This is a genomic window from Paraburkholderia sediminicola, from assembly GCF_046026675.1.
Lineage (GTDB): Bacteria > Pseudomonadota > Gammaproteobacteria > Burkholderiales > Burkholderiaceae > Paraburkholderia > Paraburkholderia sediminicola_F.
Genome location: NZ_JAQQEY010000001.1, coordinates 913,146 through 939,269 on the forward strand (window position 1 = coordinate 913,146; position 26,124 = coordinate 939,269).

Sequence of the window (26,124 nt, forward strand, 5' to 3'; positions counted from 1 at the left end):
GTGTAATGCCCCGCAGGTCTTATCCGCCGCCGGGGTTTAGCCGATGAATGGCCTCACGGCAAGCCTTTTGCGGTGCCTGGGACAGCTCTCAGGCACCGGCCGCGGCAGCATTCTCCTGATCGCGTAAAATAAGCGCCTTTCGGACGGGACGCGTAGCTCGGGTCGCCCAGCCGGGGGCGCCCGGCCCGGACCTTACACCGGATCGTTACCCGTCACACATCTGTCACTCAAGTCGAGCAGCGTTCACCTATGACTATCAAATCCGACAAGTGGATCCGGCGCATGGCCGCGTCGCACAACATGATCGAGCCGTTTGCACCGGATCAGGTCCGCGTTTCCGAAGACGGCCGGAAGATTGTCAGCTACGGCACCTCGAGCTACGGCTACGACATCCGCTGCGCCGACGAATTCAAGATCTTCACCAATATCAACTCGACCATCGTCGATCCGAAGAACTTTGACGAGAAGTCGTTTGTCGACTTCAAGGGCGATGTCTGCATCATCCCGCCGAATTCGTTCGCGCTGGCCCGCACCGTCGAATATTTCCGCATTCCGCGCAGCGTCCTGACTGTGTGCCTGGGCAAATCCACGTATGCGCGTTGCGGGATCATCGTGAACGTCACGCCGTTCGAGCCGGAATGGGAAGGACACGTCACGCTCGAATTCTCGAATACGACACCTTTGCCTGCGAAAATCTACGCGAACGAAGGCGTCGCCCAGGTGCTGTTTTTCGAAAGCGACGAAATTTGTGAGACGTCGTACGCGGATCGCGGCGGCAAATATCAAGGTCAGCACGGCGTCACGTTGCCCAAGACGTGACGTCGGCAGCGTACTGACCCACCAGCTATTCGGGTGACCGCTGCTTAGTCAAATGCAGCGGTCGTTCTTTTTGGAGAATCGCCCATGAAGTTTCGTTTTCCCGTCGTCATCATCGACGAAGATTTTCGCTCCGAGAACATCTCGGGTTCCGGCATCCGGGCTTTGGCCGAAGCTATCGAGAGAGAAGGCGCGGAAGTGCTCGGGTTGACGAGCTACGGCGATCTGACTTCGTTCGCGCAGCAGTCGAGCCGCGCATCGTGTTTCATCCTGTCGATCGACGACGACGAACTGCTGCCGTACGTCGACAACGTGGTGGTGGAAGGCGAGACGCCGGAACTGGCTGCCGCGATCGTCGCGCTGCGCGCGTTCGTGACTGAAGTGCGCCGCCGCAACGCCGATATTCCGATCTTCCTGTACGGCGAAACGCGCACCTCGCGCCACCTGCCGAACGACATCCTGCGCGAACTGCACGGCTTCATCCACATGTTCGAGGACACACCGGAGTTCGTCGCGCGCCACATCATTCGCGAGACCAAGGTGTACCTGGATTCGCTCGCGCCGCCGTTCTTCAAGGAACTGGTGCAGTACGCGGACGAAGGCTCGTACTCATGGCATTGCCCGGGGCACTCGGGTGGCGTCGCGTTCCTGAAGAGCCCGCTCGGCCAGATGTTCCACCAGTTCTTTGGCGAGAACATGCTGCGCGCCGACGTGTGTAATGCCGTCGACGAACTCGGTCAGCTGCTCGATCACACCGGCCCGATTGCCGCGTCCGAGCGCAATGCAGCGCGCATCTTCAGCGCAGACCACGTGTTCTTCGTGACCAACGGCACGTCGACCTCGAACAAGATCGTCTGGCATGGCACAGTGGCGCCAGGCGATATCGTGCTGGTGGACCGCAATTGCCACAAGTCGATCCTGCACGCGATCACGATGACCGGCGCGATTCCGGTGTTCCTCACGCCGACGCGCAATAACTTCGGCATCATCGGCCCGATTCCGCGCAGCGAATTCGAGCCGGAAAACATCAAGAAGAAGATCCTGGCGAATCCGTTCGCCCGCGAAGCGTTGGCGAAAAATCCGGACCTGAAGCCGCGCATCCTGACCATCACGCAGAGCACCTACGACGGCGTGATTTACAACGTCGAGATGATCAAGGAAATGCTCGGCGATTGGCTCGACACGCTGCACTTCGACGAAGCGTGGCTGCCGCATGCCGAATTCCACGAGTTCTATCAGGACATGCACGCGATCGGCGCCGGCCGTCCGCGCATCGGCGCACTGGTGTTCGCCACGCACTCCACGCACAAGTTGCTGGCCGGTATTTCGCAGGCTTCGCAGATCGTCGTACAGGATTCGAAGAACAGCCGTTTCGACAAGCATCGCTTCAACGAAGCGTATCTGATGCACACGTCGACCAGCCCGCAGTACGCGATCATCGCTTCGTGCGACGTGGCCGCGGCGATGATGGAAGCGCCGGGCGGTACGGCTCTGGTTGAAGAGTCGATTGCCGAAGCTTTGGATTTCCGCCGCGCGATGAGCAAGGTCGACGCCGAATACGGCGACGACTGGTTCTTCAAGGTGTGGGGCCCGGAGACGTTCGCGGAAGAGGGCATCGGTTCGCGCGAAGACTGGATGCTGCGCCCGAACGACGCGTGGCACGGTTTCGGCCCGCTCGCTGAAGGCTTCAACATGCTCGACCCGATCAAGGCGACAATCGTCACGCCGGGTCTGGATATGGACGGCGGCTTCGGCGAGTCCGGCATTCCGGCTGCGATCGTCACGAAGTATCTGGCCGAGCACGGCATCATCGTCGAGAAGACCGGGTTGTACTCGTTCTTCATCATGTTCACGATCGGCATTACCAAGGGCCGCTGGAACTCGATGGTGACTGAGTTGCAGCAGTTCAAGGACGACTACGACAACAACCAGCCGCTGTGGCGCGTGCTGCCCGAATTTGTCTCGCATCATCCGATGTACGAGCGTGTCGGTCTGCGCGATCTGTGCGAGCAGATCCACAGCGTGTATCGCGCGAACGACATTGCGCGCCTGACGACCGAGATGTACCTGTCGAGCATGGAGCCGGCAATGAAGCCATCGGACGCGTTCGCCAAGCTTGCGCACCGCGAGATCGACCGGGTACCGATCGACGAACTCGAAGGCCGCGTCACGTCGATCCTGTTGACGCCGTATCCGCCGGGCATTCCGCTGCTGATTCCGGGCGAGCGCTTCAACAAGACCATCGTCAACTATCTGCGTTTCGCGCGCGAGTTCAACGAGCGGTTCCCGGGTTTCCACACGGATATCCACGGGCTTGTCGGCGAAACCATCAACGGGCGCATCGAATACTTCGTCGATTGCGTGCGCGCCTGACGATGTGGGTGGTGAAGTCCCTGCTGGGTGCTGACGGGTGGCGGCGCGCGTTTGGCTCGCTGGCCCTGACGTCGGCGCTGTCGGTGGCCGTGCTCGGTGTCGCGCCGCTTCAGGCGCATGCCGAAGTCGCCGCTGCCGACCCGATCGACGCGTCGATGCGCACCTGTCTGGCGCGCAGCGACATGTCGTCGACGGCGGGGCAGGTACAGTGCATGGAGAACGCGCGAATCGGCTGGAAGGCCGCGTTGGACGGCGCGTGGCAGCAGCTTCAGGCGAAGTTGCCGCAGGCGCAGCGCAAACCATGGGAAAAGAGCCAGGCAAGCTGGCTGGCCTCGCGCGATGTCGAGAAGCAGTTGCTGGCGGCCGTATTCGCGACGACGCACGGCTCGATGTATGTGCTGGCCGAAGCCGATATGCAATTGCAGCCGGTGCGTGACCGCGCGCTTGCGCTGCGCAGTGCCTTGGTCAGGGTCAGCGCCGGCGGCGGGGACCCGCCGCGCCGTCCGCGCGCCTGTACGGCGGACGCGCAATGCGAACACGCGATGTTCGATCTGAACCGCTACTACCGCCGCTTACAAGCGAAGATGCCGGCACGCTCGCGTCCGACGCTCGCGCGCGCCCAAAAGGCCTGGACCGCGTATCTCAACGCCGCCACGCCGGTGATCGATGAAGGCAGCCGTATCGATATCATCGGTGCGCGGGTGGCGACGCTCAAGCGCTTGTCGGAGACAGTCGGCAACGACTGAGTGCTCACGACTTACGTGAGCACGTGGGCTTCAGCTTGCGACGCGGGCCGCGCAGGTGCCGGTTCCCCTAGCAGGTCGCGCATGGCGTCTTCGATGCCGAGCGACATCGCTTCGAGCGCGAGGTCGTTGTCGTCGGTGCCGAAGGGCTCTTCGATCTGCGCGGCGATCGCCTCATGCGCCATGAAGGTGTACGCGACGAACACCGCGAAGACCGGCGTGAAGATGCCGATGCTGTCGACCAGTCCGAACGGCAGGGACGCGCAGAAGAAATACACCGTGCGGTGAATCATCACCGAGTAGGCGAAGGGCAGCGGCGTCGACACGATGCGCTCGCAACCGCCGATCACATCCGACAGACCATTCAGATTCCGATCGAAGGCGAGCACCGCCATCGGATCGATCGTGCCTGCTTGTGCGTGGCGCTGCACCCATTCGCCGAGAAACAGCAGGAGTGTCGCCGGTTTGTAGCGCGACGCTATGACGCGGTCAAAAAGCGCTTTGGGCAGGCGTGTCGCGAGATCTTCCTGCGGGTCGCTATTGCGGAGTTGGTGACGCAGGGCATGGGGGAGGGCGCTGAGGGCGGCGACAAACTCCTTGATGTCTTCCTTTGGCAGCTGTTTATTTTGCAGCGTCAGGGCCTGGCGGGTGAGCGAGCGTGTGTCGTTCAGCAACTGGCCCCACAGCTTGCGGGCTTCCCACCAGCGGTCGTAGCTGGCGTTGTTCCGGAAGCCTAGAAAGACTGCCAACGCTATGCCTAGCAACGAGAATGGGGTGGTGGTGTTGAGATTAAGCGAGACCGGCAGCAGGTGGTCGTGAGCGGCCACCGCGACGATCGCGATGCAGAAAATGAGGAATAGCCTGGGCAGCAGTTGCGGGAGGACGGAGCCTCGCCAGGCAAGCAGCATGCGGAACCAATGGAGGTGTGGGCGGATGATCATCGCAGCGGATTTTTGCCTTCGGCGGGTGGGGTTCTATTATCGCTAAAGGTGTTGGACCATGGTTTTTTGCCTTTTGCGGCGGCATTGTCCGTGTTCTTGGGGCGTTGGCCTTTCCTTGTTTTGTTAGTGGTCTATTGGCGTTGCCCCTGTGCGGGGCGGCACTTACTTTCTTTGCCGCCGCAAAGAAAGATAAGCAAAGAAAGCGGCTCAAACCGATCATGCTAAGCGGGCACCGTGGTCTGCTGCAGGTAGTGGTGCATCTGGAATCCGTGTTCTCGCACATTCGGCGTTAGTGACAAAGGAGTCGTCAGCTCCCACTCCGCACTGCGCGCGTCGCGGACGGGTCTGCATGGGAAACCATGGTCCGTGAGGGCCATCGGCTTCGCCTCGGCGATGCGCCTCTGCACTCATCCGGGAACCCCTCACTTCAAATGATATGTCGGTGCGCGGCAATCATCGTTCTGGTCCCGATCATGATCGCAGACAGCAGTTGCTGTTCCAATCAGAATTGCAATGGTAATGGCGGTGCAATGACGGGCCACGACCTGTTGGCGAGGCGTGACTGTCAAAACGTAGCGGGTGGTTTTAAGAAGTGCTCTTCGGCGCGCGGAGCGCCGCCGGAAGTATGACGCCCTTGTCACAAGCGTATGCAGCGGCACGAACACAGATTCCAGATGCACCACTACCCCGCAGCAGACCTCGGCGCCCGCTTAGCATGAGCGGTTAGAGCCGCTTTCTTTTGCCTACTTTTCTTTGCGGCGGCAAAGAAAGTAGGTGCCGCCCCGCACAGGGGCAACGCTAATAGACCACTAACAAAACAAGGAAAGGCCAAAGCCCCAGGAGCACAGACAACAAGCGCCGCGCAGGCAAAAAACCAATCAAAAGGCCAACGCCGCAGGCAAACAACCAACCCCGCAGCGAAGGCGCAAAACAACCCTTAATCCCGCGGCGAAGAAGCCGCCCCATGACTTAACCAATCGAGCACAGCAGTAGCATCATCATCCGCGCCCTGTCGCGCCTTAGCGACCGTCTCAGCCACATCCGCGCTAGGCACAGCGCGCCGAATCGCCACACCAACGGCAAGAATATCAATCATGACGAGATGCAAAATCCGCGAAATCATCGACAATTGCGACTCGCGAATCTCAATGTGATCGGTCTCCAAAGCGACGGTGGCCCGCTTGGCCAGCGCCGTATTGCTGGACGTAATGGCAATCACCTTAGCCCCCGCCTGCATGGCGACGTCGAGCACGCGCAGTAACTCAGGTGCACGTCCCGACTTCGACACGGCCACAATCACATCGCCCTTGCCAAGCAACGCAGCAGACGCCGCCTGCATATACAGATCGCCGTAGGCAATTGTCGGAATTCCAAACCGGAAGAACTTGTAATGCGCGTCCTGCGCGACGATGTTCGAATTGCCGAGCCCGTAAAACTCGATCCGCCGCGCACCGTTCAACAGATCAATGGCCCGCTCGACCTGGTCGAAATTCAAATGCTCGCGCAGCTGCAAAATCGCCGACACGGTATTGTCCAGCACCTTCGCGCCAAAGTCCGTCGCGGTATCGCCGAGATGCACCTGGCTATGACTCACCGGAATCGTGCCGGTCAAACCAGTCGCCAGCTTCAGCTTGAAATCCGACAAGCCCTGGCAGCCGAGCGAGCGGCAAAAGCGGATCACCGTCGGCTGGCTCACGTCGGCCTTGCGCGCGATATCAACAATCGGATCGTTGATGATCGAACGCGGATGATTCAACGCGAGATCTGCCACGCGGCGTTCGGCCGGCGTCAACGCATCGCGCATCTGGCGAATCCGCTCGAACACGGCCGATGAACTGCCGCCCGCGCGGTTCGACAACTGCTCCGCGAGAATCGCCGAAACACCCAGAAACGCCGGGTATTCAGCGGTAATCACGTAGGTCGGCACGTTCTGCAAATACGCCTCGAAGCGGCCCTTCGCCTCGAACCGTTTGCGAAACGACGAACGCGAGAAGAACTCGCCGAGCCGCGGCACGACGCCGCCGCCAATGTAGATGCCGCCCAATGCGCCGAGCGTCACCGCGATATTGCCGGCGAAGGTGCCAAGAATTCCGCAGAACACATCGACGGATTCGGCCGCGAGCGGCTCGCCTTCCATCGCGCGTTTGACGATGTCGATCGTGTCGACGTTTGCCGCCACACGCTTCTTGTCGCGGCCCGCCAGCGCGCGGTAAATCACTTCGAGGCCCGGGCCCGCCGCCACCCGTTCGAACGAGACGTGCGACCACTTCTTGCGCGCGTACTGCAGCACGATGTCTTCGCGTTCGTCGGCTGGCGCGAAGGTGGCGTGGCCGCCCTCGCTGCCGAGCGCGATCCAGCGGTCGTCGGCGGGAATCAGGCCAGACACGCCCATGCCGGTGCCCGGGCCGAGCAAACCGATCACACTGTTCGGGCGGCGCGAGCCGCCGCCCACCTGCACGCGCTGCGCGTCGGTCAGGCCGGGCAGCGCCATGGCCAGCGCGGTAAAGTCGTTCACCACCAGCAACGTGTCGAAGCCGAGCGCGCGGCGCGTGGCTTCGATCGAAAAGCTCCAGTCGTGATTGGTCATGCTGACCTGATCGCCGTCGACCGGGTTCGCAATCGCAATCGCCGCGTGATTCACACGGCCGATCTTGGTGTCCTTCAGATACTTCTTGATGACTTCGGCAACGCCCGGATAGTCGGCGCACGGATAGACCTGCACCGAGCCGATTTCGCCCGGGCTGTATTCGAGCGCGAAACGCGCATTGGTGCCGCCGATGTCGGCGAGCAGCCTCGGTCCATCGGCGTGCTGGCCCGCGCCCGGAACAGCCTTAGTTTGCACACCAGTAGACATCGAGTCTCACTCCCTTGTCGTTTGCCAACTGCGAGATGGCATTTTTTTGTAGCGCAGCGGCGGCGGCATTCAGCACGTCCATCTTGCGCGGTCCTGCGATCAGCAAAAACAGGTGCTTCACTTCTTTTAAGGCAGAGAGCGACCAGCTCACGCGCGCGTGCGGCGCGCTGCCGGGATGCACGGCAACGAAGCGCTCGGGGGTGGTGATCGCGTAGTCCCATTCGGGCGCATCCGCGAAAATCGACGCGGTGTGGCCGTCTTCGCCCATGCCGAGAATCGCGACGTCCGGCACGGCGCTAAAGCGCGGGTCGGCGTTCAGCGCGGCAACGTGCGCGTTCAGGTCTTGCGTGGCATCGACCAGCGGCCAGAAAGCGGCATTTTTTGCGGCGTTCTGCAACAGCGTGTCGTGCACGAGTTGCGAATTGCTCGCGCTGTCCGTTTCCGGCACCCAGCGGTCGTCGACCAGCGTCACGGCAATGCGCGCCCAGTCGAAGGATTGCGTGGACAACATCTGCAGGAACGGACGCGGGCTGCTGCCGCCGGACACTGCAAGCATTGCCGGGCGCGCGTCGTTGGTTGACGCAGCCGTCTGTGCGGCGAGCGACGCATGTAACGCGTCGCCAACCGCCTTCGCCAACGCGTCGGATTGGGCGCGTTGATCGTCGAAAGCGTGAAGCTCGATCACTTCTCCTCCGTGCTGCTTTCTTGTTAGATCTGCGGAACGTGCCATGCTGCTCTCACGCGATGCCTGCAAGCGGGATGACTTGCAGACGCCTTCGTGATACCGGCGCCATTCCGTTCAGTTCGTCGGTGGGTCTTGCAGGCGCCGTGCCGTGCTTCGATCAGGATCGCGCATGGTACGACGCCGTAATTCAGTTGATTCAATTCTCTTCTTCGAGCCAGCAGGTGCCGTGCTGCGCCAACATCGCGCTCGCCGCTGCCGGCCCCCACGTACCTGCTGCATACGGCTTGGGCGGCTTGTTGGCAGTAGCCCATTCGTTGAGGATCGGTTCGACCCAACGCCATGCCGCTTCCTGCTCGTCGCGCCGCACAAACAGCGCGAGGCGGCCGTTGATGACGTCGAGCAGCAGACGTTGATACGCCTCCATTTGCCCTTCGCGGAAGAAGCGGTCAAACGCGAGGTCGAGGTGGACGCTGGCGAGGTTCATGCCTTCGCCTGGCTGCTTCGCGAGACAGTAGAGGCGAATGGTTTCGTTCGGCTGCAAACGGATCACGAGACGGTTCGCACCGCCGCGCAATGCGGACGCGCCCAGCGCCGAATGCGGCACCGCACGAAAATTCACCACGATCTCAGCGACGCGATCTGCGAGACGCTTGCCCGTTCGCAGGAAAAACGGCACACCGGCCCAGCGCCAGTTTTCGATTTCCACCTTCACTGCAACGAAGGTTTCGGTCGTACTGTCCGGCTTCACGCCAGGCTCGGTTGCATATGCCGGCACCGCGCTGCCGCGGATCACGCCCGCATGATACTGGCCACGCACGGCGACCTTGCCGATGTCGCGCGGATCGATCGGCTTCAACGCGCGCAGTACGCGCAGCTTTTCGTCACGGACCGAGTCGGAATCCATTGAATGCGGCGGTTCCATCGCGACGATGGAAAGCAGTTGCAGCAAATGGTTCTGCACCATGTCGCGCAAGGCGCCAGTGTTGTCGTAGAAGTCGCCGCGCGCTTCCACGCCGAGTTCTTCCGCAATCGTGATCTGAATGCTTTCCACCCATTCGCGGCGCCACAACGGTTCGAACAGCACATTGCCAAAGCGCAGCGCGAGCAGGTTCTGCACCGGCTCCTTACCGAGGTAGTGGTCGATCCGGTAGATCTGTTCTTCAGCGAAGATTTCACCGACCGCATCATTAATTGCGTTGGACGACTTGAGGTCGTAGCCGAGCGGCTTTTCCAGCACGATGCGCGAATTTTCGTTGAGCCCCACCGAAGCCAGCGCGCGGCAGATCGGCACGAACAGCGACGGACCCGTGGCCAGATAGAACACCCGAATGCCTGGCCGGCCGCTCAAGGCGTCGCGCAGCAGCGTGAAGTCTTCGGGGTTGCCGAGATCGATCTTCACGAACTCGATACGGTCGAGGAAGCTCGCCCATGCTGTTTCATCCACACCGTTCTTCGACACGTGCGGTTTGACGTGCTCATTGACCCAGTCAATGTAGGCCGCACGATCAGCCACATGCCGTGCTACCGCGACGATCTTGCCACTGTCGGCCAGCATGCCGCCCGCACGGTGCGCTTCATACAGTGCCGGCAGGATCTTGCGCATCGACAGGTCGCCGGTTCCGCCGAAGAGAACGAAGGTGAAGCTTGAATCGGTTTGCATGTGTCTCCGTCGATATCCTGGGGTCGCCGTGAGGACCGAAAAAGGGCGACCGTAGTCCGATAAAATATTTTTTGACACTGAATTGTAGTTTAACTACAATCCAAATCAAGAGGTAGCGCTAATTCGATGAAAAAAGCGTGCGCTGTGAGGCTAGATGCGCGTTTTCCCGAATCGGCAGGCGTCCCCTGCATGTTAACGGACATTGCGTGCGAGCACGTGCCAGCATGCCCCCGGCGGCCCTTACGGAAGGCCGGAAAGCTGATCTGGCGTCAGGGTTAACGTGCAAGGCACCTCGAGTCTGCCGCGCGCGACGCGGGCAGGCAAAAATCAAAAGAGGAGACAGTCAGTTGCATCCCGAACCACTCATCTCTTGAGCTTCCAGCGGCCGGATATCGGTCCGCCGGCACATGCCTTAACGCATGCGCCCGACCGTGCTCGATCGCCCAGTGTTTTGCCTGTTTGAACCAACCACAGCACCCTGGCGACATCAGGGGCCATTTGTTTTTTGTTCAGGTGTCTGGAGGAGATAAGCAATGAAATTTCGCGCGATCATGGGCGCTTTGTGCGCCGCAGGTCTGATGTGTGGCGTCTCGGCTGTGCAAGCTGCCGAGTCGATCGAAGTGTTGCACTGGTGGACTTCGGGCGGCGAATCAAAAGCCGTCGGCGTCCTCAAGGACGACATGACGAAGCAGGGTTACACGTGGAAGGACTTCGCGGTTGCTGGCGGCGCGGGTGCGGCTGCCATGACGGCACTGAAGACGCAGGTGATCTCGGGCAACGCGCCGAGCGCTGCGCAGATCAAGGGTCCGCTGATCCAGGACTGGGCTTCGCAAGGCGTGCTGGTGCCGATCGACTCGGCCGCGGCCGACTGGAAGAAGAACCTGCCGCCGGAAATCGACAAGATCATGCACGCGGACGGTCACTACGTGGCAGCACCGTTCTCGGTGCACCGCGTCAACTGGCTGTACATCAACAAGGCAGCGCTAGACAAGGCAGGCGGCAAGGTGCCGACCACGTGGCCTGAGTTCTTCGCGGTGGCCGACAAGATGAAGGCCGCGGGCATCCAGCCGATCGCGATGGGCGGTCAGCCGTGGCAAGACCTGACGCTGTGGGAAGACGTGGTGTTGTCGCAAGGCGCGGGCTTCTACAAGAAGGCGCTGGTTGATCTCGACGAGAAGACGCTGACGTCGGATCAGATGGTCGGCGTGTTCGATACGGTTCGCAAGATCCAGGGTTACTTCGACGCGGGCCGCACGGGCCGTGACTGGAACCTGGCAACGGCCATGGTCATCAACGGCAAGGCCGGCATGCAGTTCATGGGCGACTGGGCGAAGGGCGAGTTCGCCAACGCCAACAAGAAGGCGGGTTCGGACTACATCTGCGCTGCTGTGCCGGGCACGGAGAAGTCGTACACGTTCAACGTCGACTCGTTCGTGTTCTTCCAGCAGAAGGGCGAGAAGGCCGCAACGCCGGGTCAACTGGCGCTGGCCAAGACGATCATGTCGCCGGACTTCCAGGAACAGTTCAGCCTGAACAAGGGCTCGATTCCGGTTCGTCTGGGCGTGTCGATGGCCAAGTTCGACGACTGCGCGAAGAAGTCGTATGCGGATGAACAGGTGGCGATCAAGTCGGGCGGCTATGTGCCTTCGCTGGCACACGGCATGGCGCAACCGGATGCAGCAGCCGGTGCGATCTCGGACGTGGTCACGAAGTTCATGAACTCGCAGCAAGATTCGAAGACCGCGGTTGCCGCGCTCGCGAAGGCAGCGAAGACCAAGTAAGTGACGTAAGCGAAGTGGCGCGTCTGGCGGTTCCCATCGTGGGCGCCGGGCGCGTTCTTCGGATTGCTTGCTGCGGTTGCGTTATGCCGTTGCGTTACTTAGGGCGAGACACTTCACCCTGGTTTCATCGAGTCACACCTATGCCGTTCCGGTCTCGCGTCTTTGGTGAGTGAGCGCCCCGGCGGTACAGTTTCAGCAGGAGTCGAGTAGTGACTGCTTCTATCAGCGGAAACGGGAAAACGGCCACCGTGACCCGCCGCACGTCGCCGATGGCGGCCCTTGCCGATCGCTGGATTCCGAAGCTGGTGCTCGCACCCAGCGTCGTGATCAGCCTGATCTTCGTGTATGGGTTCATCGCTATTACCGGTTTTCTGTCGCTGTCCAATTCGCGACTGATGCCACGTTATGAATTTGTCGGTCTCGATCGTTATCGCGAACTGTTCGATAACGATGTGTTCTGGACCTCGGCTGCCAACCTCGGCTGGTTCGGCATTCCGTTTATTGGTATCTGTATCGGCCTGGGTTTGTTCCTCGCGATCCTGCTCGATCAGCAGATCCGCAATGAAGGCGCGCTGCGCGCCGTGTTCCTGTATCCGATGGCGCTGTCGTTCATCGTGACAGGTACGGCGTGGCAATGGATCATGACGCCGAGCGTCGGGCTCGAGAAAGTGTTCCACGACTGGGGCTGGACGAGCTTCTCATTCAGCTGGCTCGGAGACCCCGACAAGGCGATTTTCTGCGTCGTGATCGCGGCCGTGTGGCAGTCCACCGGCTTTGTGATGGCGCTGTTCCTCGCGGGTCTGCGCGGCGTCGACGGTGAAATCTTCAAGGCGGCGCAAATGGACGGCGCGGGCTTGCCCACCATCTATCGCAAGATCGTGATTCCGAGCATGCGCCCGGTGTTCTTCTCCGTGCTGCTGATTCTCTGCCACATCACGATCAAGACCTTCGACCTGGTCGTCGCGTTGACGGCGGGCGGTCCGGGTACGTCTTCATCGCTGCCGGCCATTTTCATGTACACGTTTTCGTTCAATCGCGGGCAGCTGGGCGTCGGCGCGGCATCGTCGATGATGATGCTCGCTACCGTTGTGGCCGTGCTCGTGCCGCTGATGTATCTGGAATCGAGGAGCACCCGCAATGCAGCCTAAGATGACGATCAGCCGTGCCGTCATTTATGCGGCCTTGATTCTGTTCGCCCTGTATTTCCTGTTCCCGCTGTACGTGATGCTATCCACGTCGTTCAAAGACGTCGACCAGCTGCGCACCGGCAACCTGCTCACGCCGCCTACTCACTGGACCATAGATCCCTGGATCAAGGCATGGAGCGGTGCGTGTACGGGTGTGCGTTGCGACGGCATGCAGCCGTTCTTCATGAACTCCGTGCGCATGGTGATTCCGGCCGTGCTGATCTCGTCGATCATCGGCGCGTTCAACGGTTATGTGCTCACGCACTGGCGCTTCCGTGGCGCGGATCCGATCTTCACGATGATCCTGGTCGGCTGCTTTATTCCGTTCCAGGCGATCCTGCTGCCGATGGCGCGTTTCGAAGGCTTGCTCGGCTTGTCGAATTCGATAACCGGTCTGGTGGTGGTGCACGTGATCTACGGTATCGCCTTCACCACGATGTTCTTCCGCAACTTCTACGTGAGCATTCCGGCTGAACTCGTGAAGGCCGCGCGGATCGACGGTGCGGGTTTCTTCACGATCTTCACGAAGATCCTGATGCCGGTGTCGCTGCCGATTTTCATGGTGTGCCTGATCTGGCAATTCACGCAGATATGGAATGACTTCCTGTTCGGGATTGTGTTCTCCGGTGTCGATTCGATGCCGATCACGGTGGCGCTGAACAACCTCGTGAACACTTCGACCGGCGTGAAGGAATACAACGTGGACATGGCCGGCGCGATCATCGCCGCTTTGCCGACGCTGCTCGTCTATATCGTCGCCGGCCGCTATTTCGTGCGCGGTCTGACGGCAGGCGCAGTGAAGGGCTAAACCATACGCATCGCGGCGGCGCTTCTTTGATAGTGCGCCGCTGTCATCCGATCAGACGTTTTCAAGCAGTACCAGAGACAAGAGGAATCACAGCATGGCAAGCCTTTCCATCCGTGACGTGTACAAGACTTACCCCAACGGGGTGCCGGTTCTGAAGGGTGTCAACATCGACATCGAAGACGGCCAGTTCCTGATTCTCGTCGGCGGCTCGGGCTGCGGGAAATCGACGCTGCTCAACATGATCGCCGGCCTCGAAACCGTGACCAAGGGTGAGATCCAGATCGACGGCAAGACGGTGAACAACCTCTCGCCGAAAGATCGCGACATCGCGATGGTGTTCCAGTCGTACGCGCTGTATCCGTCGATGACGGTGCGCGAGAACATCTCGTTCGGCCTGGGCATCCGCAAGGTGCCGAAGCAGGAGCAGGCGCAGATTGTCGACCGCGTGTCGAACACGCTGCAGATCACGCACCTGCTGGACCGCAAGCCGGGCCAGCTCTCCGGTGGTCAGCGTCAGCGCGTGGCCATGGGCCGTGCGCTCGCGCGCGATCCGGTGATGTTCCTGTTCGACGAACCGCTGTCGAACCTCGACGCGAAGCTGCGCATCGAAATGCGCTCGGAAATCAAGCTGTTGCATCAGCGCCTTGGCACGACGATCGTCTACGTGACGCACGATCAGATCGAAGCGATGACGCTCGGCGACCGCATCGCGGTGATGAAGGACGGCGTCGTCCAGCAGTTCGGCGCACCGCAAGAGATCTACGACTCGCCGGCGAATCTGTTCGTGGCCGGCTTCATCGGCGCGCCGCCGATGAACTTCATCCAGGGCAAGCTGGTGGAGCAGGGTTCGGGCGTCGGCATCGAACTGGATACGGGCACGGCGCGCAATGTGTTGAATCTGCCGTTCGATTCAGCGAAGGTGAAGTCGCACATTGGGCGCGAAGTGATTCTCGGCTTGCGCCCTGAGCGGATCACCGACGCACGCGGTGCGCATGGCGACCACGCAAACCTGCAGGCAATCGACGTGAATGTCGACGTGATCGAGCCGACCGGACCGGACACGTTGGTGTTCGCGCAGGTGAACGGTAAGCGCATTGTGAGCCGCGTGCACCCGGCTTCGAATCCGCAGCCCTTGTCGACTACGACATTGTTGTTCGATGCGTCGAAGGCAGTGCTGTTCGATCCGACCAATGAAGAGCGGATTGCCTGAGGCGGGTGATTCGCTAGACGATTCGCGCTGAAAAAAGCCCCATGCGTTGTGAGACGCATGGGGCTTTTCTTCATTTGCCAGGTGCTGTTTGCATCGGGTTGCAGCGGGACCGCAACATGGCGCCCCTGCGGCACGATGTCAAACGTCCTTGATGCGCAGATCCGGATTGTTCCGCGCCAGCTCGGTGACCCACTCGGTGAAGGCGCGCAGCCGTGAACTCAGATTGCGGCGATGTGCGTACAGGATCGACAGCGGCGTGCCGGGGCTCGTGTAGCTCGTGAGGATTTCCTTGAGCGCGCCTTGCGCAATCAGATCCGCGACCATGAAGCGCGACGGCTGGATGATGCCGTGGCCGAGCGCGCTCGCGCTGATGTAGACGCTGCCGTCATTCACCGCGAGCACGCTCTTCAGCGTGACCTTGACGATCTCGCCGTCCACCTCGTACTCGAATGGAAAGGTCTTGCCGCTGCGTGCGGAAACGTAGTTGACCGCGCGATGCTCGCTGAGCTCCTCGAGCGTCGTCGGCGTGCCGTATTGCTCCAGATAGGCGGGCGACGCGCAGGTGACGATCCGCGCCTCGCCGATGCGCCGCGCGACGAGACTCGACTCTTCCGGCGTGCCCATGCGGATCACGCAATCCACCCCGTCCTGAATCAGATCGATATTGCGATCCGCCAGCCCAAGCCGTACGTCGATCTCGGGGTACTGCCGGTAGAAGTCGTCGAGCGCGGGCAGCAGCAGCGCACGGGCGAGCGTGCCGGACGTATCGACGCGAATCGTGCCGCTCGGATGTTCGCGCTTGTTCGACAGCGACGATTCGGCATCGGCGACTTCGGCGAGGATTCGCACGCAGCGGTCGTAGAACAGCGCGCCGTCTTCAGTGACGCTGACCTGCCGCGTCGAACGATTCAGAAGCCGCACGCCGACGTGTTCTTCCAGAGCCTGAATGGTGCGGCTGACTTTGGCGCGGGGCAGGTCGAGCGATTCAGATACTTTGGTGAAGCTGTTCGCCTCGACCACACGCGTAAATATCTCCATCGCTTCGAAACGGTCCATGTTTTGCCTTATGAGTGATGGGCGGAAGTGGCTTTCGAAATGAAGTGTATCGCTTGGAAATAGTGTTGGCGCGCTCTTGTGTTGATGTCGGACCCGTGCCGGGTCCGTCCGATCAATCCCGGTCAGGCGCACCAAGCGGGAACAGTGGGCGATACGGGCGTGCTTCGTCGACTGCGCGAGCGAACGAGGGCCGGGCCAGCAGCCGCTTCCGATAGGCGAGCACGTGCTCAAAAGCCGGCCCGATGCGATGCGTCCAGTCGGCGTAGAAGAGGAACGGCGCGGCGCCGCAATCGGCGAGGCTGAAGGTATCGCCGGCCGCCCATTCGCGCCCGGCCATCACCTTGTCTAGCCAGCCGTAGGCGGTGTCGAGCATGCTGCGGGCTTCGGCGACGGCGCGCGGATCACGCTCCGGCTCGGCGCGCATGCTGTCGTACACGATCTTTTGCTGCGGGGTGGAAATGTAGTTGTCGAAGAAGCGATCCATGCTGCGCACTTCCAGCGCGGCGCGGGCGTCGGCCGGCAAAAGCGCCACCGGACCCGGGTGATACAGGCCGAGATACTCGATGATGATGCTCGCCTCCATCACGGTCCGGCTGCCGTCGACCAGCACGGGAAAGCGTTTGATCGGCCAGACCGCGGCGAATTCAGCCATGACCTGCGGGTCGTCGTGCGCGAGGAGGCGCAGTTCGAACGGCGTGCCGTTTTCGTAAAGCGCGGTCAGCGCCTTCTGGCAGTAGGAGGAGAAGGGGTGGGCATAGAGCTTCAGAGTCATCGGGGTCACCTAGGGCGGTTTGCGAGGAGCGCTGTGGCGCGATGACGGCCGGAGTGGCCGTTTACCTGACGACGAACGGGAGCGGTGGGAATCGACAACCTCGCGACGACCCAGAAAATTTTAGCGGAAGACGAATGTTCATCCGCATCCGGCAAAGACCGAACGCTAGAAAAGCTTATGCGCCGTGATTTGTTACGACAAAACGTCACAAACTTTCAAGAAAGATCGTGTAATATTTGAAAAAATTGTAAGAATTCGACGTGACCGTGACGTAGCCGGTTTGCCGCCGTACTTAGAAAGATCACCGGGGCGTCACGTAATAAATAACGAATAACTCGACGCACGGAGCCTTTGCATGTCAACGATCACCACGTCTGTGAACAGCGCGACTGCTAACGCGCAGAACCAGGTGCAGCAAGCGGCGCAATCGATTATCAGCGGCTCCACCGGCAACTCGACGATGGACGTGGCGACGCTGGTGTCGGCCCTCGTGAATGCGAAGACGGCCGGCCAGACGGCGGCGCTGAAGGCCAAACAGACGAGCGATACCACGACCTTATCCGCGTACGGCGCCCTGAGCTCCGCGTTGAACGCCTTGCAGGCAGCGATCAAGAATCTCTCTGACGGAACCACCCTGTCGACCTTCGGGGCCACCGCGAGCGGCAAAGGCATGGACCCCAAGGCTGGTCCCGGCGCGGTCGCCGGCAGCTATTCGATCGACGTCAAGCAAATCGCTGCGTCGCAGAGTCTGTCGTCGTCGGCGTTCGATTCCACCGCCAGGTTGGGCACCGGCAAGCTGACCATCGCCGTCGGCGGCAAGTCGATGGATGTCACGATCGACAGCACCAACAACACGCTGAGCGGTATCGCCAATGCGATCAACAAGGCGGGCAATAATCCGGGCGTCACGGCCACCATCGTGACCGGCACGGGCGGCGCCCACCTGGTGTTGCGCTCGACCACCACCGGCGCGGCCAGCACGATCAACGTGTCCACCAGCGACGTCCAGAACGACGCGGGTCTGTCGAGCCTCGGCGTAACCTCCACGCCGGGTGCGAACGGCGCGGCGTCCACAATCGTATCCTCGGATACCAGCAAGGCCTGGCAGCAAAGCGAAGCCGCTCAGGACGCGCAGTTCACCATCGGCGGGATTGAGGCGAGCAGCTCCACGAACGCGGTTACGTCGGCGATTTCCGGTGTCACGCTGAACCTGTCGAGCGCCGCGGTCGGCACCACGCAGACACTGACGATCGCGCCGGATACGACCGCGCAGAACACGGCCATCACCAACTTCGCCAATCTCTACAACACCGTCGTCACGACCATCAACTCGCTGTCCTCGTACGACAAGTCGTCGAAGACCGGCGGCGCGCTGCTCGGCGATTCGACGCTGACGACGATCAAGAATACGTTGGCGTCGATCGTCGGCGGGGGCGTCGGTACGGGGTCATCAGCGGTGGGGCTCGCTTCGATCGGCATCACGCTGAAGGGCGATCCGGCGGATGGCACGCTGGTTATCGACAGCAAGAAGCTGAGTGCGTCGCTCACCAGCAGCCCGGTGCAGGTTGCCGCGTTGTTCAACTCGACCAACGGCATTGGCGCCAAGCTGAACAAGAGCATTACCGACTTCGTGAAGACGGGCGGCATCATCGACACCCGCAGCACGGCGTTGAATGCCGACCTGAAGAGCATTACGACACAGCAGACCACGCTCGCCAATTACAGCGCGCAGTTGACGAAGCAGTACCAGAATCAGTTCACCGCGCTCAACACGTTGATGGCGACGATGAACAACAATTCCCAGTACCTGACGGCGCTGTTTGGCGGCTCGAAGAGTGCGGGGGCGTTGGCGACCAACAAGTAAGGCTGCTTTAAAGCGCGCGCCGCCTGGTTCCGGGCGGCGCGCTTTTAATGAGGGTAGTTTGGTGAAGCAGGCGCAGTGAAGCAAACTTAGTGAGGCAGCCGGACGTTGAATCTGAAAGTCGCGAGCCTCGCGAGCAGGATGAAGGCGGTGGCGATCAACACGCTATAAACCGTATCGACGTTCATATAGTCCAGCAGCACGTAAAGCCAACATCCGACAAAAGCGCATGTCGCGTACGGCCTGGAATCACGCAAAATCAGCGGCACTTCGTTGCACAGCACATCGCGAATCACGCCGCCGAATACGCCGGCCAACACCCCCATCATCACCGACGTGAACCATGGCATCTGCGCGTCATGCGCGATCGACGTGCCTGAAATGCTGAACAAGCCCAGCCCGATCGCATCGGCCACCAGTAGGACCCGCTCGGAGAGCAGCCGCGACGTCATCTTCAGGAGCGTTGGCGCAAACAACGACATCACGAAGATCGCGACCAGATAGGTCTGATGCTCGACCCAGTAAAAGGGCCGCCGCTCCAGCAGCACGTCGCGCAAGGTGCCGCCGCCGAAGGCCGTCGCGACGGCCACGAGGAAGGTGCCCACCGCGTCGAGCCGGCGGGTTCTCGCTTCGATAAAACCGGAAATCGCGTACGCGAAAATAGCCAGCGCTTCCATGATGGTCAGCGCCAGCGTCAGCCTCGGATGGATCACCGGGACTCCATCAGGACTTGGGGGAAGCGGGCAATGCGCCCGGCTGCAACAGCACGACCACCGCACCCGCGCCGCCGTCATGCGGACGCGCCTGGCAGAAGGCGATCACCTCTGATTTCTGCACGAGCCACGCGCGCACCTTGCCCTTCAATACGGGTTCTTTACCGATCGACCCGAGGCCCTTGCCGTGAATCACGCGCAAACATCGCAGGCCACGCTTCACCGACTCACGAATGAATTCGGCCAGCGCCTCGCGCGCTTCCTCGCGGCGCATGCCGTGCAGATCGATTTGTGCCTGCACGATCCAATCGCCACGCCGCAGTTTGCGGACGACTTCCTGGCTCACGCCGGGACGGCAATAGGACAGCGTTTCGTCGGTTTCGAGGAGGATCTCGGGATCGAACTCGTCGGAGATCGCTTCGTGCAGCACGGCTTCTTCGTCGAGTTTGGTTTGCACTGGCAGCGGCGGCGGAGGATTGCGCGGCAAGCTGGCGCGCGGCGGGACCGCCAGCGGCGCAACCGCGCCGATCTCGCGACGAAACAGATCGGCGTCCGCCGACGCTTCGCGTTGCGCCGCCGCTGCGACCGCGCGTTCGCGTTCACGCCGTTGCGTGTCGCCCTTTAACGCATCGCGCAACGCGCCGAGGCCGGCCAGACCCGCAGCCGGCTCGACCTTCGGTTTGACGGCGGGTGCGGATACCTCGGGCGCAGGCCTGGCAACGGCTCGGGCGCGCTTCGGTTCGCCAGGATGGGGCTGATTCTTCGGCATATCGGTAATACACAGAAAAGTAGATCGATCGCGCGAATCCGACGCGAACAGGATGCAAAAAAAGCCGCCGGCTTCTCAGCCGCGGCCTTCTTCAAAGCAGGCGGCCGGGGCATGCCCAGCCGCCATTTTACCGTTGCACCTGGTGTTTCAGATCAGCGGTCGGCTTCGGCGCTCATCACGTGCTCGCCGATCTCGTCGAGCGTTTCCAGATAACGTTGCGCGTCGAGCGCGGCCATACAGCCCGTGCCCGCACTGGTGATCGCCTGACGATACACGTGATCCTGCACGTCGCCCGCCGCGAACACGCCCGGCATGCTGGTCGCCGTTGCAAAACCGTTCAGACCGCCCTTGGTGATGATGTAGCCGTTCTTCATCTCCAGTTGGCCTGCGAAAATGTCTGTGTTCGGCTTGTGGCCAATCGCGACGAAGATGCCTTGCAGCGCGATATCCGTGGTGTCGCCGGTTTGCGTGTTCTTGATACGCAGGCCGGTCACGCCGGACTGGTCGCCGGTCACTTCGTCGAGCGTGCTGTTCCACTTGATCTCGACCAGACCTTCCTTTTCCTTCGCCAGCAGACGGTCGATCAGAATCGGTTCGGCGCGGAACTTGTCGCGGCGATGGATAACCGTCACCTTTTTGGCAATGCCGGACAGGTAGAGGGCTTCCTCGACTGCGGTATTGCCGCCGCCAATCACCGCCACATGTTGTTGCTTGTAGAAGAACCCGTCGCAGGTGGCGCAAGCCGACACGCCTTTGCCCATGAACAATTCTTCAGACGGCAGGCCGAGATACTGCGCCGATGCGCCGGTCGAGATGATCAGCGAGTCGCAGGTGTATTCGCCCGAATCGCCGATCAGGCGGATCGGCTTCTCATCCAGCTTGGCCGTGTGGATGTGGTCGAAAATGATTTCGGTGTTGAAGCGCTCGGCGTGCTCCAGGAAGCGCTGCATCAACTCCGGGCCTTGCACACCGTTACCGTCCGCCGGCCAGTTTTCGACGTCGGTCGTGGTCATCAGCTGGCCGCCTTGGGCGAGACCCGTGACGAGTACCGGCGACAGGTTGGCGCGTGCCGCGTAGACCGCTGCCGTGTAGCCGGCGGGACCGGAACCGAGAATCAGAACTTTGGCGTGTTTCGTGGAAGTAGCGGGCATGATCGAAATCCTTTTACGGCGCCCGGCTCGCCCATGCGAGGCCGCGCGACTTGAGCTGAAACTATAGATGGGTATCAGAGCGGCATTATAAAGGGCGGCACGCCGGCCTGCTCCATCAAGCTTTCCGATCGTGGCGATAGCGTTGTCGCGGGCTTCGGCGACCTTTCGAGTGGTCGATCGGCTAAGTTACCGTCATTTACAGCCTCGCGTGATGCACTGCGTTTACAATAGGCCGCATCGATGGACCCGGTAGCCGGGACCGGGTCTGGAGCCGCCTTAAGCGCCGCTTCGGGCCGCGACTCCGGCGGCAAATCGGCCACACAAGCAACAGGATCAATGGCAAAAGCTCCCTATTCCGCGAGCGCGCAGGCATTGCCGCACCGCATGTCGCGCCTTTTCACCGAAATCCGCTGGATCTTGCAGGTCGCGCTCGGCGTGTTCCTGCTCATGGCGCTCGTCAGCTACAGCCGGCACGATCCGAGCTGGACGCATGCCGCGCAGGTCGACCACATCGCCAACTGGGCGGGCCGCGTCGGTGCGTGGACGTCTGACATCCTGCTGCTGCTGTTCGGGCTGTCCGCCTACTGGTGGATCGTGCTGCTCGGCCGCCATATCTCCGCCAATTACCGCCGTATCACCCGTCACGAGGAACTGCAGGAAGACGCGCCGCGCGATGCCGGCTGGCTCGCGGACGCGTTCGCGTTCATGCTGGTGTTGCTTGCCTGCGACGGTATCGAAGCGTTGCGCATGTGGTCGTTGAAAGTTCAGTTGCCGCGGGCGCCGGGCGGCGTGATCGGCGAGGCGGTCGCGCGCGGCATATCGCATGCGCTCGGCTTCACGGGCGGCACGCTGGCCCTACTTATCGTGCTCGGCATCGGTTTGTCGCTGTATTTCCGTTTTTCGTGGCTGTCGGTGTCGGAAAAGGTCGGCGAGTCGATCATTTCGGCGGTCACGTTCGCCAAGCTGCGGCGCGAAGCCGGCCGCGACCGTAAATTAGGCGAAGCTGCCGCCGTGAAGCGTGAAGGCAAGGTCGAAAAGGGCCGCGTGCGGATCGAGGAACACGAGCCGGTCATGATCGTGCCGCCGATCGTCACGCCCGCCAAATCGGAGCGCGTCGAGAAAGAGCGGCAAGTGCCGCTGTTCACGGATCTGCCGGGCGACTCCACCTTGCCGCCAATCTCGCTGCTCGACGCGGCGCCGGCCGCACAGGAAACCATTTCCGCCGACACGCTCGAATTCACCTCGCGCCTGATCGAGAAGAAGCTCAAGGACTTCGGCGTCGAAGTGAGCGTGGTCGCCGCGTATCCGGGCCCGGTTGTCACGCGTTATGAAATCGAGCCGGCTACTGGCGTGAAGGGCAGCCAGATCGTCGGTCTGGCGAAGGACCTGGCGCGTTCGCTGTCGCTGGTGTCGATCCGAGTGGTTGAAACGATTCCGGGCAAGAATTTCATGGCGCTGGAGTTGCCGAACCAGCGCCGTCAGACCGTCAGTCTCTCGGAGATTCTCGGCTCGGCGGTTTATGCGGACGCGGCTTCGCCGCTCACCATGGGCCTCGGCAAGGATATCGGCGGCAAGCCGGTGTGCGCCGACCTCGCGAAAATGCCGCACTTGCTGGTGGCCGGTACCACCGGTTCGGGCAAGTCGGTGGGTATCAACGCGATGATCCTGTCGCTGCTCTACAAGGCGAGCGCCGACCAGGTCCGCATGATCCTGATCGATCCGAAGATGCTCGAAATGAGCGTCTACGAAGGCATTCCGCATCTGCTGTGTCCGGTGGTCACCGACATGCGCCAGGCGGGTCACGCGCTCAATTGGGCTGTGGCCGAAATGGAGCGCCGCTACAAGCTGATGAGCAAGCTCGGCGTGCGTAACCTCGCTGGCTACAACAACAAGATCGACGAAGCTGCCAAGCGCGAAGAGAAGCTGCCGAATCCGTTCAGTCTGACGCCGGATGATCCGGAACCGCTGTCGCGTTTGCCGAACATCGTCGTCGTGATCGACGAACTGGCCGACCTGATGATGGTGGTCGGCAAGAAGGTCGAAGAGCTGATCGCGCGGATCGCGCAGAAGGCGCGCGCGGCAGGCATCCACTTGATTCTGGCCACGCAGCGTCCGTCGGTCGATGTGATTACCGGCCTGATCAAGGCCAACGTGCCGACACGCATGGCTTTCCAGGTGTCGTCGAAGATCGACTCGCGCACGATTCTCGACCAGCAGGGTGCGGAATCGCTGCTCGGCATGGGCGACATGCTGTACCTGCCGCCGGGCAGCGGCTTGCCGGTGCGTGTGCACGGTGCATTCGTGTCGGACGAAGAAGTGCATCGCGTCGTCGACAAGCTCAAGGAGCAGGGTGAGCCGAACTATATCGAGGGCATTCTCGAAGGCGGCGTGACGGGCGAGGGCGACGAAGGCTCCGCGGGCGCCGGTGGATCCGGCTCGGGTGACGGCGAGGCCGACCCGTTGTACGACCAGGCGGTCGACGTGGTGCTGAAGAACCGCCGTGCGTCGATTTCACTGGTGCAGCGGCATTTGCGCATCGGCTATAACCGCGCGGCGCGCCTGCTCGAGCAGATGGAGAACTCGGGCGTGGTGTCGGCGATGTCGTCGAACGGCAATCGCGAGATTCTTGCACCGGCGCGGGAAGCGGAATAGGCGATCTACACGGCTAGTTCACCGAACCAGCCGCAAAGCGCGGCGCGTGAACCCCGTATAAGCCCCGCTTAAGGCTTCTTGCTTAAGCTGTGACCGAAGGTTGAGGGCTCGTCCCTCGACTGCGCGGTTCAAGCTAACCGCTACGGTCACGTGGCTGCAGCCCCCAAGCCCGCCCCGTGACTGCTCAACAAATTCAATCAAGGGAGAAAACACCATGCAGCTAATCGCGCAGCAGCACGCTCGACAGAGTGCTCACCCCAGCCGTTTTGGCCAACTCGCTCGCACGATCGTGCGTGGCGTCGGCAGTGTGGCGATCGGTGCGTCGATGCTCGTCGCGTCGCAGGCATTCGCGAGCGGTACCGAGCAACTGAAGGCGTTCGTCGCCCAAGTGCATTCCGCGCGCGGTACCTTTGTGCAGCAGGAAGTGCGCGCGCCGAGCAAGGCGCAGGGTGCAAGCGGCGCAAGCGGTGTGCTGTCCACGACTGGCAAGACCGGTACTTCGAGCGGCACGTTCACGTTCGCGCGCCCCGGCAAGTTCATCTGGCAATACGAGAAGCCTTACGCACAACTGCTGCAAGCCGACGGCGACAAGCTGTACGTGTACGACAAGGATCTGAACCAGGTGACGGTACGCAGTCTCGGCGGCGCGCTCGGCGCGAGCCCAGCGGCGATTCTGTTCGGCAGCAACGATCTGGACAAGAACTTCACGCTGCATGATGCAGGCGTGAAGGCCGGCATCGACTGGCTCGAACTGACGCCCAAAGCGAAAGACACGCAGTTTCAGCGCGTTGGCATCGGTTTCAAGGACGGCAATCTTGAAGCGATGGAACTGCACGATGTGTTCGGTAACGTGACGTTGCTGACGTTCTCGAACATTCAGAAGAACCCGCCGCTGCCGGCCGATGCGTTCAAGTTCACGGTGCCGAAGGGCGCGGATGTAATCAACGGTTAAGCTGCCCAGCTTGCCTTTGCAATGAAAAAGCCGCGCATCGATTGCACGGCTTTTCTTTTGGCGGCGCGTGCAACGCCGAACCGCTACTCATCCACTTCCAACACCTGCAACGGATGCGCAGCCTTCATGTCGTCGATGAACGCTTCAACGATATCCGTTCGATGTTGCCGCGCCCGCGTGACCATATGAAACGCCACGCGGTACTTCATCTGTGCGGGATTCAACGCGGCCAACAAGCCTTGCTTCACGAACGGCGCCGCGAAATGCCCCGGTAAATAGCCGAGATGATGCCCAGACAGCACCAACATTGCGACCGCCTCCATGTTGTCCGCGAGGGCGGTGACGTTCTGCGGCGTGGTCGAACTTTCGGCTTCGGGCAACGGATAGCTGCGCCACGCCCATTCGTGAGCCGCAGCTTCGGCGGGTGGCACCTCTCCGGCAGAAGCGAACAGCGGATGCCCCTTCGCGCAATACGCGAACTGATCTTCCGCGAACACTTCGGTGTATTCGAGCGACGGCACGCGATGCCAGAAATAGCCAATGCCGATCTGAATGCGGCCGTTCAGCAGCAGTTCTTCCAGTTCGCCCGGCGAGCGCACCAGAATCGAAAATCGCACCGACTGATCGCGCGCCCGAAACCGGCCGATCGCGTCGCTGATGCGCGCGCTCGCCGACACCGGTGTGTGGCCGATCATGCCAATATCGAGCGTGCCGACAAGTTTGCGGCCGACATTGCGCGCCTGCATGCCGAAAGTATCGACGGCGGATAATAGGGCGCGGGCTGCGTCGATGAATTGCTCGCCGCGCGCGGTCAGGCTGAAGCCGCCGCGGCCACGCTCACACAGCCGGTAGCCGAGGCGTGTTTCCAGCGTGGCGAGTTGCGTGCTGATGGTTGACTGGCCGACGTTGAGCGTGGCCTGGGCCGGCGAGACGCCGCCGGCGTCGACGATGGCGAGGAAGACGCGGATTAACCGCAGGTCGAGATCGGTGAGTTGGGAGAACATACGGCAGGATACATCGCTGCGAATCAATGTGAAGTTTATTCTGTTTGTATTTTAACTTGCGGGAAACTGCTCAAGAATCGAGATTCGCCCGGCAAGGTGCGCTTTTTCTATTGATCCCTCGGCCGGTTGCACGTAT

General features: G+C 61.4%; 20 protein-coding genes. 10 read left to right on the forward strand and 10 right to left on the reverse strand.

The genetic code is table 11. From position 1 onward, the window contains the following. Positions 1–249 precede the first annotated feature (249 nt). The 3 genes from dcd (at position 250) to PQQ86_RS03980 (ending at position 3,935) form a co-directional block, all read left to right on the forward strand. Entirely contained in the window at positions 250–819 is a 570-nt protein-coding gene (gene dcd / locus PQQ86_RS03970) for a dCTP deaminase (protein ID WP_012432068.1), read from the forward strand. Positions 820–903: 84 nt separating this feature from the next. Continuing rightward, positions 904–3,189 (forward strand): Orn/Lys/Arg family decarboxylase, encoded by a 2,286-nt coding sequence (locus tag PQQ86_RS03975; RefSeq protein ID WP_408265035.1) that lies wholly within the window; start codon positions 904–906, stop codon positions 3,187–3,189. A 2-nt stretch (positions 3,190–3,191) separates the two neighbouring features. Continuing rightward, complete coding sequence (locus PQQ86_RS03980; protein ID WP_408270062.1) at positions 3,192–3,935, forward strand: lysozyme inhibitor LprI family protein; 744 nt, start codon at positions 3,192–3,194, stop codon at positions 3,933–3,935. Between the two features lie 11 nt (positions 3,936–3,946). On the opposite strand, the gene PQQ86_RS03985 is transcribed toward PQQ86_RS03980, so the two are convergent. The 4 genes from PQQ86_RS03985 to zwf form a co-directional block, all read right to left on the reverse strand. Further along, positions 3,947–4,873, reverse strand: a complete 927-nt coding sequence (locus PQQ86_RS03985) for a bestrophin family protein (protein WP_408265036.1) — start codon at positions 4,871–4,873, stop codon at positions 3,947–3,949. A gap of 937 nt (positions 4,874–5,810) precedes the next feature. After that, a complete protein-coding gene (locus PQQ86_RS03990) occupies positions 5,811–7,727 on the reverse strand; it encodes a bifunctional transcriptional regulator/glucokinase (RefSeq protein WP_097391665.1) in 1,917 nt (638 codons plus the stop codon). Next, a complete protein-coding gene (gene pgl / locus PQQ86_RS03995; RefSeq protein WP_408265037.1) occupies positions 7,705–8,412 on the reverse strand; it encodes a 6-phosphogluconolactonase in 708 nt (235 codons plus the stop codon). Before pgl ends, PQQ86_RS03990 begins: the two co-directional genes overlap by 23 nt. A gap of 196 nt (positions 8,413–8,608) precedes the next feature. After that, positions 8,609–10,072, reverse strand: coding sequence for a glucose-6-phosphate dehydrogenase (gene zwf, locus PQQ86_RS04000; protein WP_408265038.1), 1,464 nt, complete (start codon positions 10,070–10,072; stop codon positions 8,609–8,611). Positions 10,073–10,605: 533 nt separating this feature from the next. On the opposite strand from zwf, the gene PQQ86_RS04005 reads away from it, so the two are divergent. The 4 genes from PQQ86_RS04005 to PQQ86_RS04020 all read left to right on the forward strand — a co-directional run bounded on the left by PQQ86_RS04005 (position 10,606) and on the right by PQQ86_RS04020 (position 15,058). After that, positions 10,606–11,853, forward strand: a complete 1,248-nt coding sequence (locus PQQ86_RS04005) for an ABC transporter substrate-binding protein (RefSeq protein WP_408265039.1) — start codon at positions 10,606–10,608, stop codon at positions 11,851–11,853. Between the two features lie 209 nt (positions 11,854–12,062). Next, complete coding sequence (locus PQQ86_RS04010; RefSeq protein ID WP_054035097.1) at positions 12,063–13,001, forward strand: carbohydrate ABC transporter permease; 939 nt, start codon at positions 12,063–12,065, stop codon at positions 12,999–13,001. Beyond that, on the forward strand, positions 12,991–13,848 hold the full coding sequence (locus PQQ86_RS04015; protein WP_093643967.1) for a carbohydrate ABC transporter permease: 858 nt from the start codon (positions 12,991–12,993) through the stop codon (positions 13,846–13,848). The genes PQQ86_RS04010 and PQQ86_RS04015 overlap by 11 nt, the downstream gene beginning before the upstream one ends. Positions 13,849–13,942: 94 nt before the next feature. Next, on the forward strand, positions 13,943–15,058 hold the full coding sequence (locus tag PQQ86_RS04020; protein WP_408265040.1) for an ABC transporter ATP-binding protein: 1,116 nt from the start codon (positions 13,943–13,945) through the stop codon (positions 15,056–15,058). Between the two features lie 138 nt (positions 15,059–15,196). On the opposite strand, the gene PQQ86_RS04025 is transcribed toward PQQ86_RS04020, so the two are convergent. After that, positions 15,197–16,114 (reverse strand): LysR family transcriptional regulator, encoded by a 918-nt coding sequence (locus PQQ86_RS04025; RefSeq protein ID WP_408265041.1) that lies wholly within the window; start codon positions 16,112–16,114, stop codon positions 15,197–15,199. Between the two features lie 112 nt (positions 16,115–16,226). After that, the gene (locus PQQ86_RS04030; protein WP_408265042.1) at positions 16,227–16,886 is read right to left on the reverse strand and encodes a glutathione S-transferase family protein; all 660 of its coding nucleotides are present in this window, start codon (positions 16,884–16,886) and stop codon (positions 16,227–16,229) included. Between the two features lie 355 nt (positions 16,887–17,241). Here PQQ86_RS04030 and fliD point away from each other — a divergent pair, with 355 nt between their 5' ends. Next, positions 17,242–18,750, forward strand: a complete 1,509-nt coding sequence (gene fliD / locus PQQ86_RS04035) for a flagellar filament capping protein FliD (RefSeq protein WP_408265043.1) — start codon at positions 17,242–17,244, stop codon at positions 18,748–18,750. Positions 18,751–18,836: 86 nt separating this feature from the next. Here the strand turns inward: fliD and PQQ86_RS04040 are convergent, their stop codons facing one another. The 3 genes from PQQ86_RS04040 to trxB form a co-directional block, all read right to left on the reverse strand. Continuing rightward, a complete protein-coding gene (locus PQQ86_RS04040; protein ID WP_408270065.1) occupies positions 18,837–19,457 on the reverse strand; it encodes a trimeric intracellular cation channel family protein in 621 nt (206 codons plus the stop codon). Between the two features lie 13 nt (positions 19,458–19,470). Next, on the reverse strand, positions 19,471–20,229 hold the full coding sequence (locus tag PQQ86_RS04045; protein ID WP_408265044.1) for a Smr/MutS family protein: 759 nt from the start codon (positions 20,227–20,229) through the stop codon (positions 19,471–19,473). Between the two features lie 152 nt (positions 20,230–20,381). Beyond that, positions 20,382–21,380 carry a thioredoxin-disulfide reductase gene (gene trxB, locus PQQ86_RS04050; protein ID WP_408265045.1) on the reverse strand — a complete coding sequence of 333 codons (999 nt, stop codon included), beginning with the start codon at positions 21,378–21,380 and terminating at the stop codon, positions 20,382–20,384. A gap of 336 nt (positions 21,381–21,716) precedes the next feature. On the opposite strand from trxB, the gene PQQ86_RS04055 reads away from it, so the two are divergent. Both PQQ86_RS04055 and lolA read left to right on the forward strand, forming a co-directional pair. Then, on the forward strand, positions 21,717–24,032 hold the full coding sequence (locus PQQ86_RS04055; protein WP_408265046.1) for a DNA translocase FtsK: 2,316 nt from the start codon (positions 21,717–21,719) through the stop codon (positions 24,030–24,032). A 214-nt stretch (positions 24,033–24,246) separates the two neighbouring features. Next, positions 24,247–24,984: an outer membrane lipoprotein chaperone LolA gene (lolA, locus tag PQQ86_RS04060; RefSeq protein ID WP_408265047.1), complete on the forward strand. Its 738-nt coding sequence runs from the start codon at positions 24,247–24,249 to the stop codon at positions 24,982–24,984. Positions 24,985–25,067: 83 nt separating this feature from the next. On the opposite strand, the gene PQQ86_RS04065 is transcribed toward lolA, so the two are convergent. Continuing rightward, a complete protein-coding gene (locus tag PQQ86_RS04065) occupies positions 25,068–25,988 on the reverse strand; it encodes a LysR family transcriptional regulator (RefSeq protein WP_408265048.1) in 921 nt (306 codons plus the stop codon). Between the last annotated feature and the right edge of the window lie 136 nt (positions 25,989–26,124).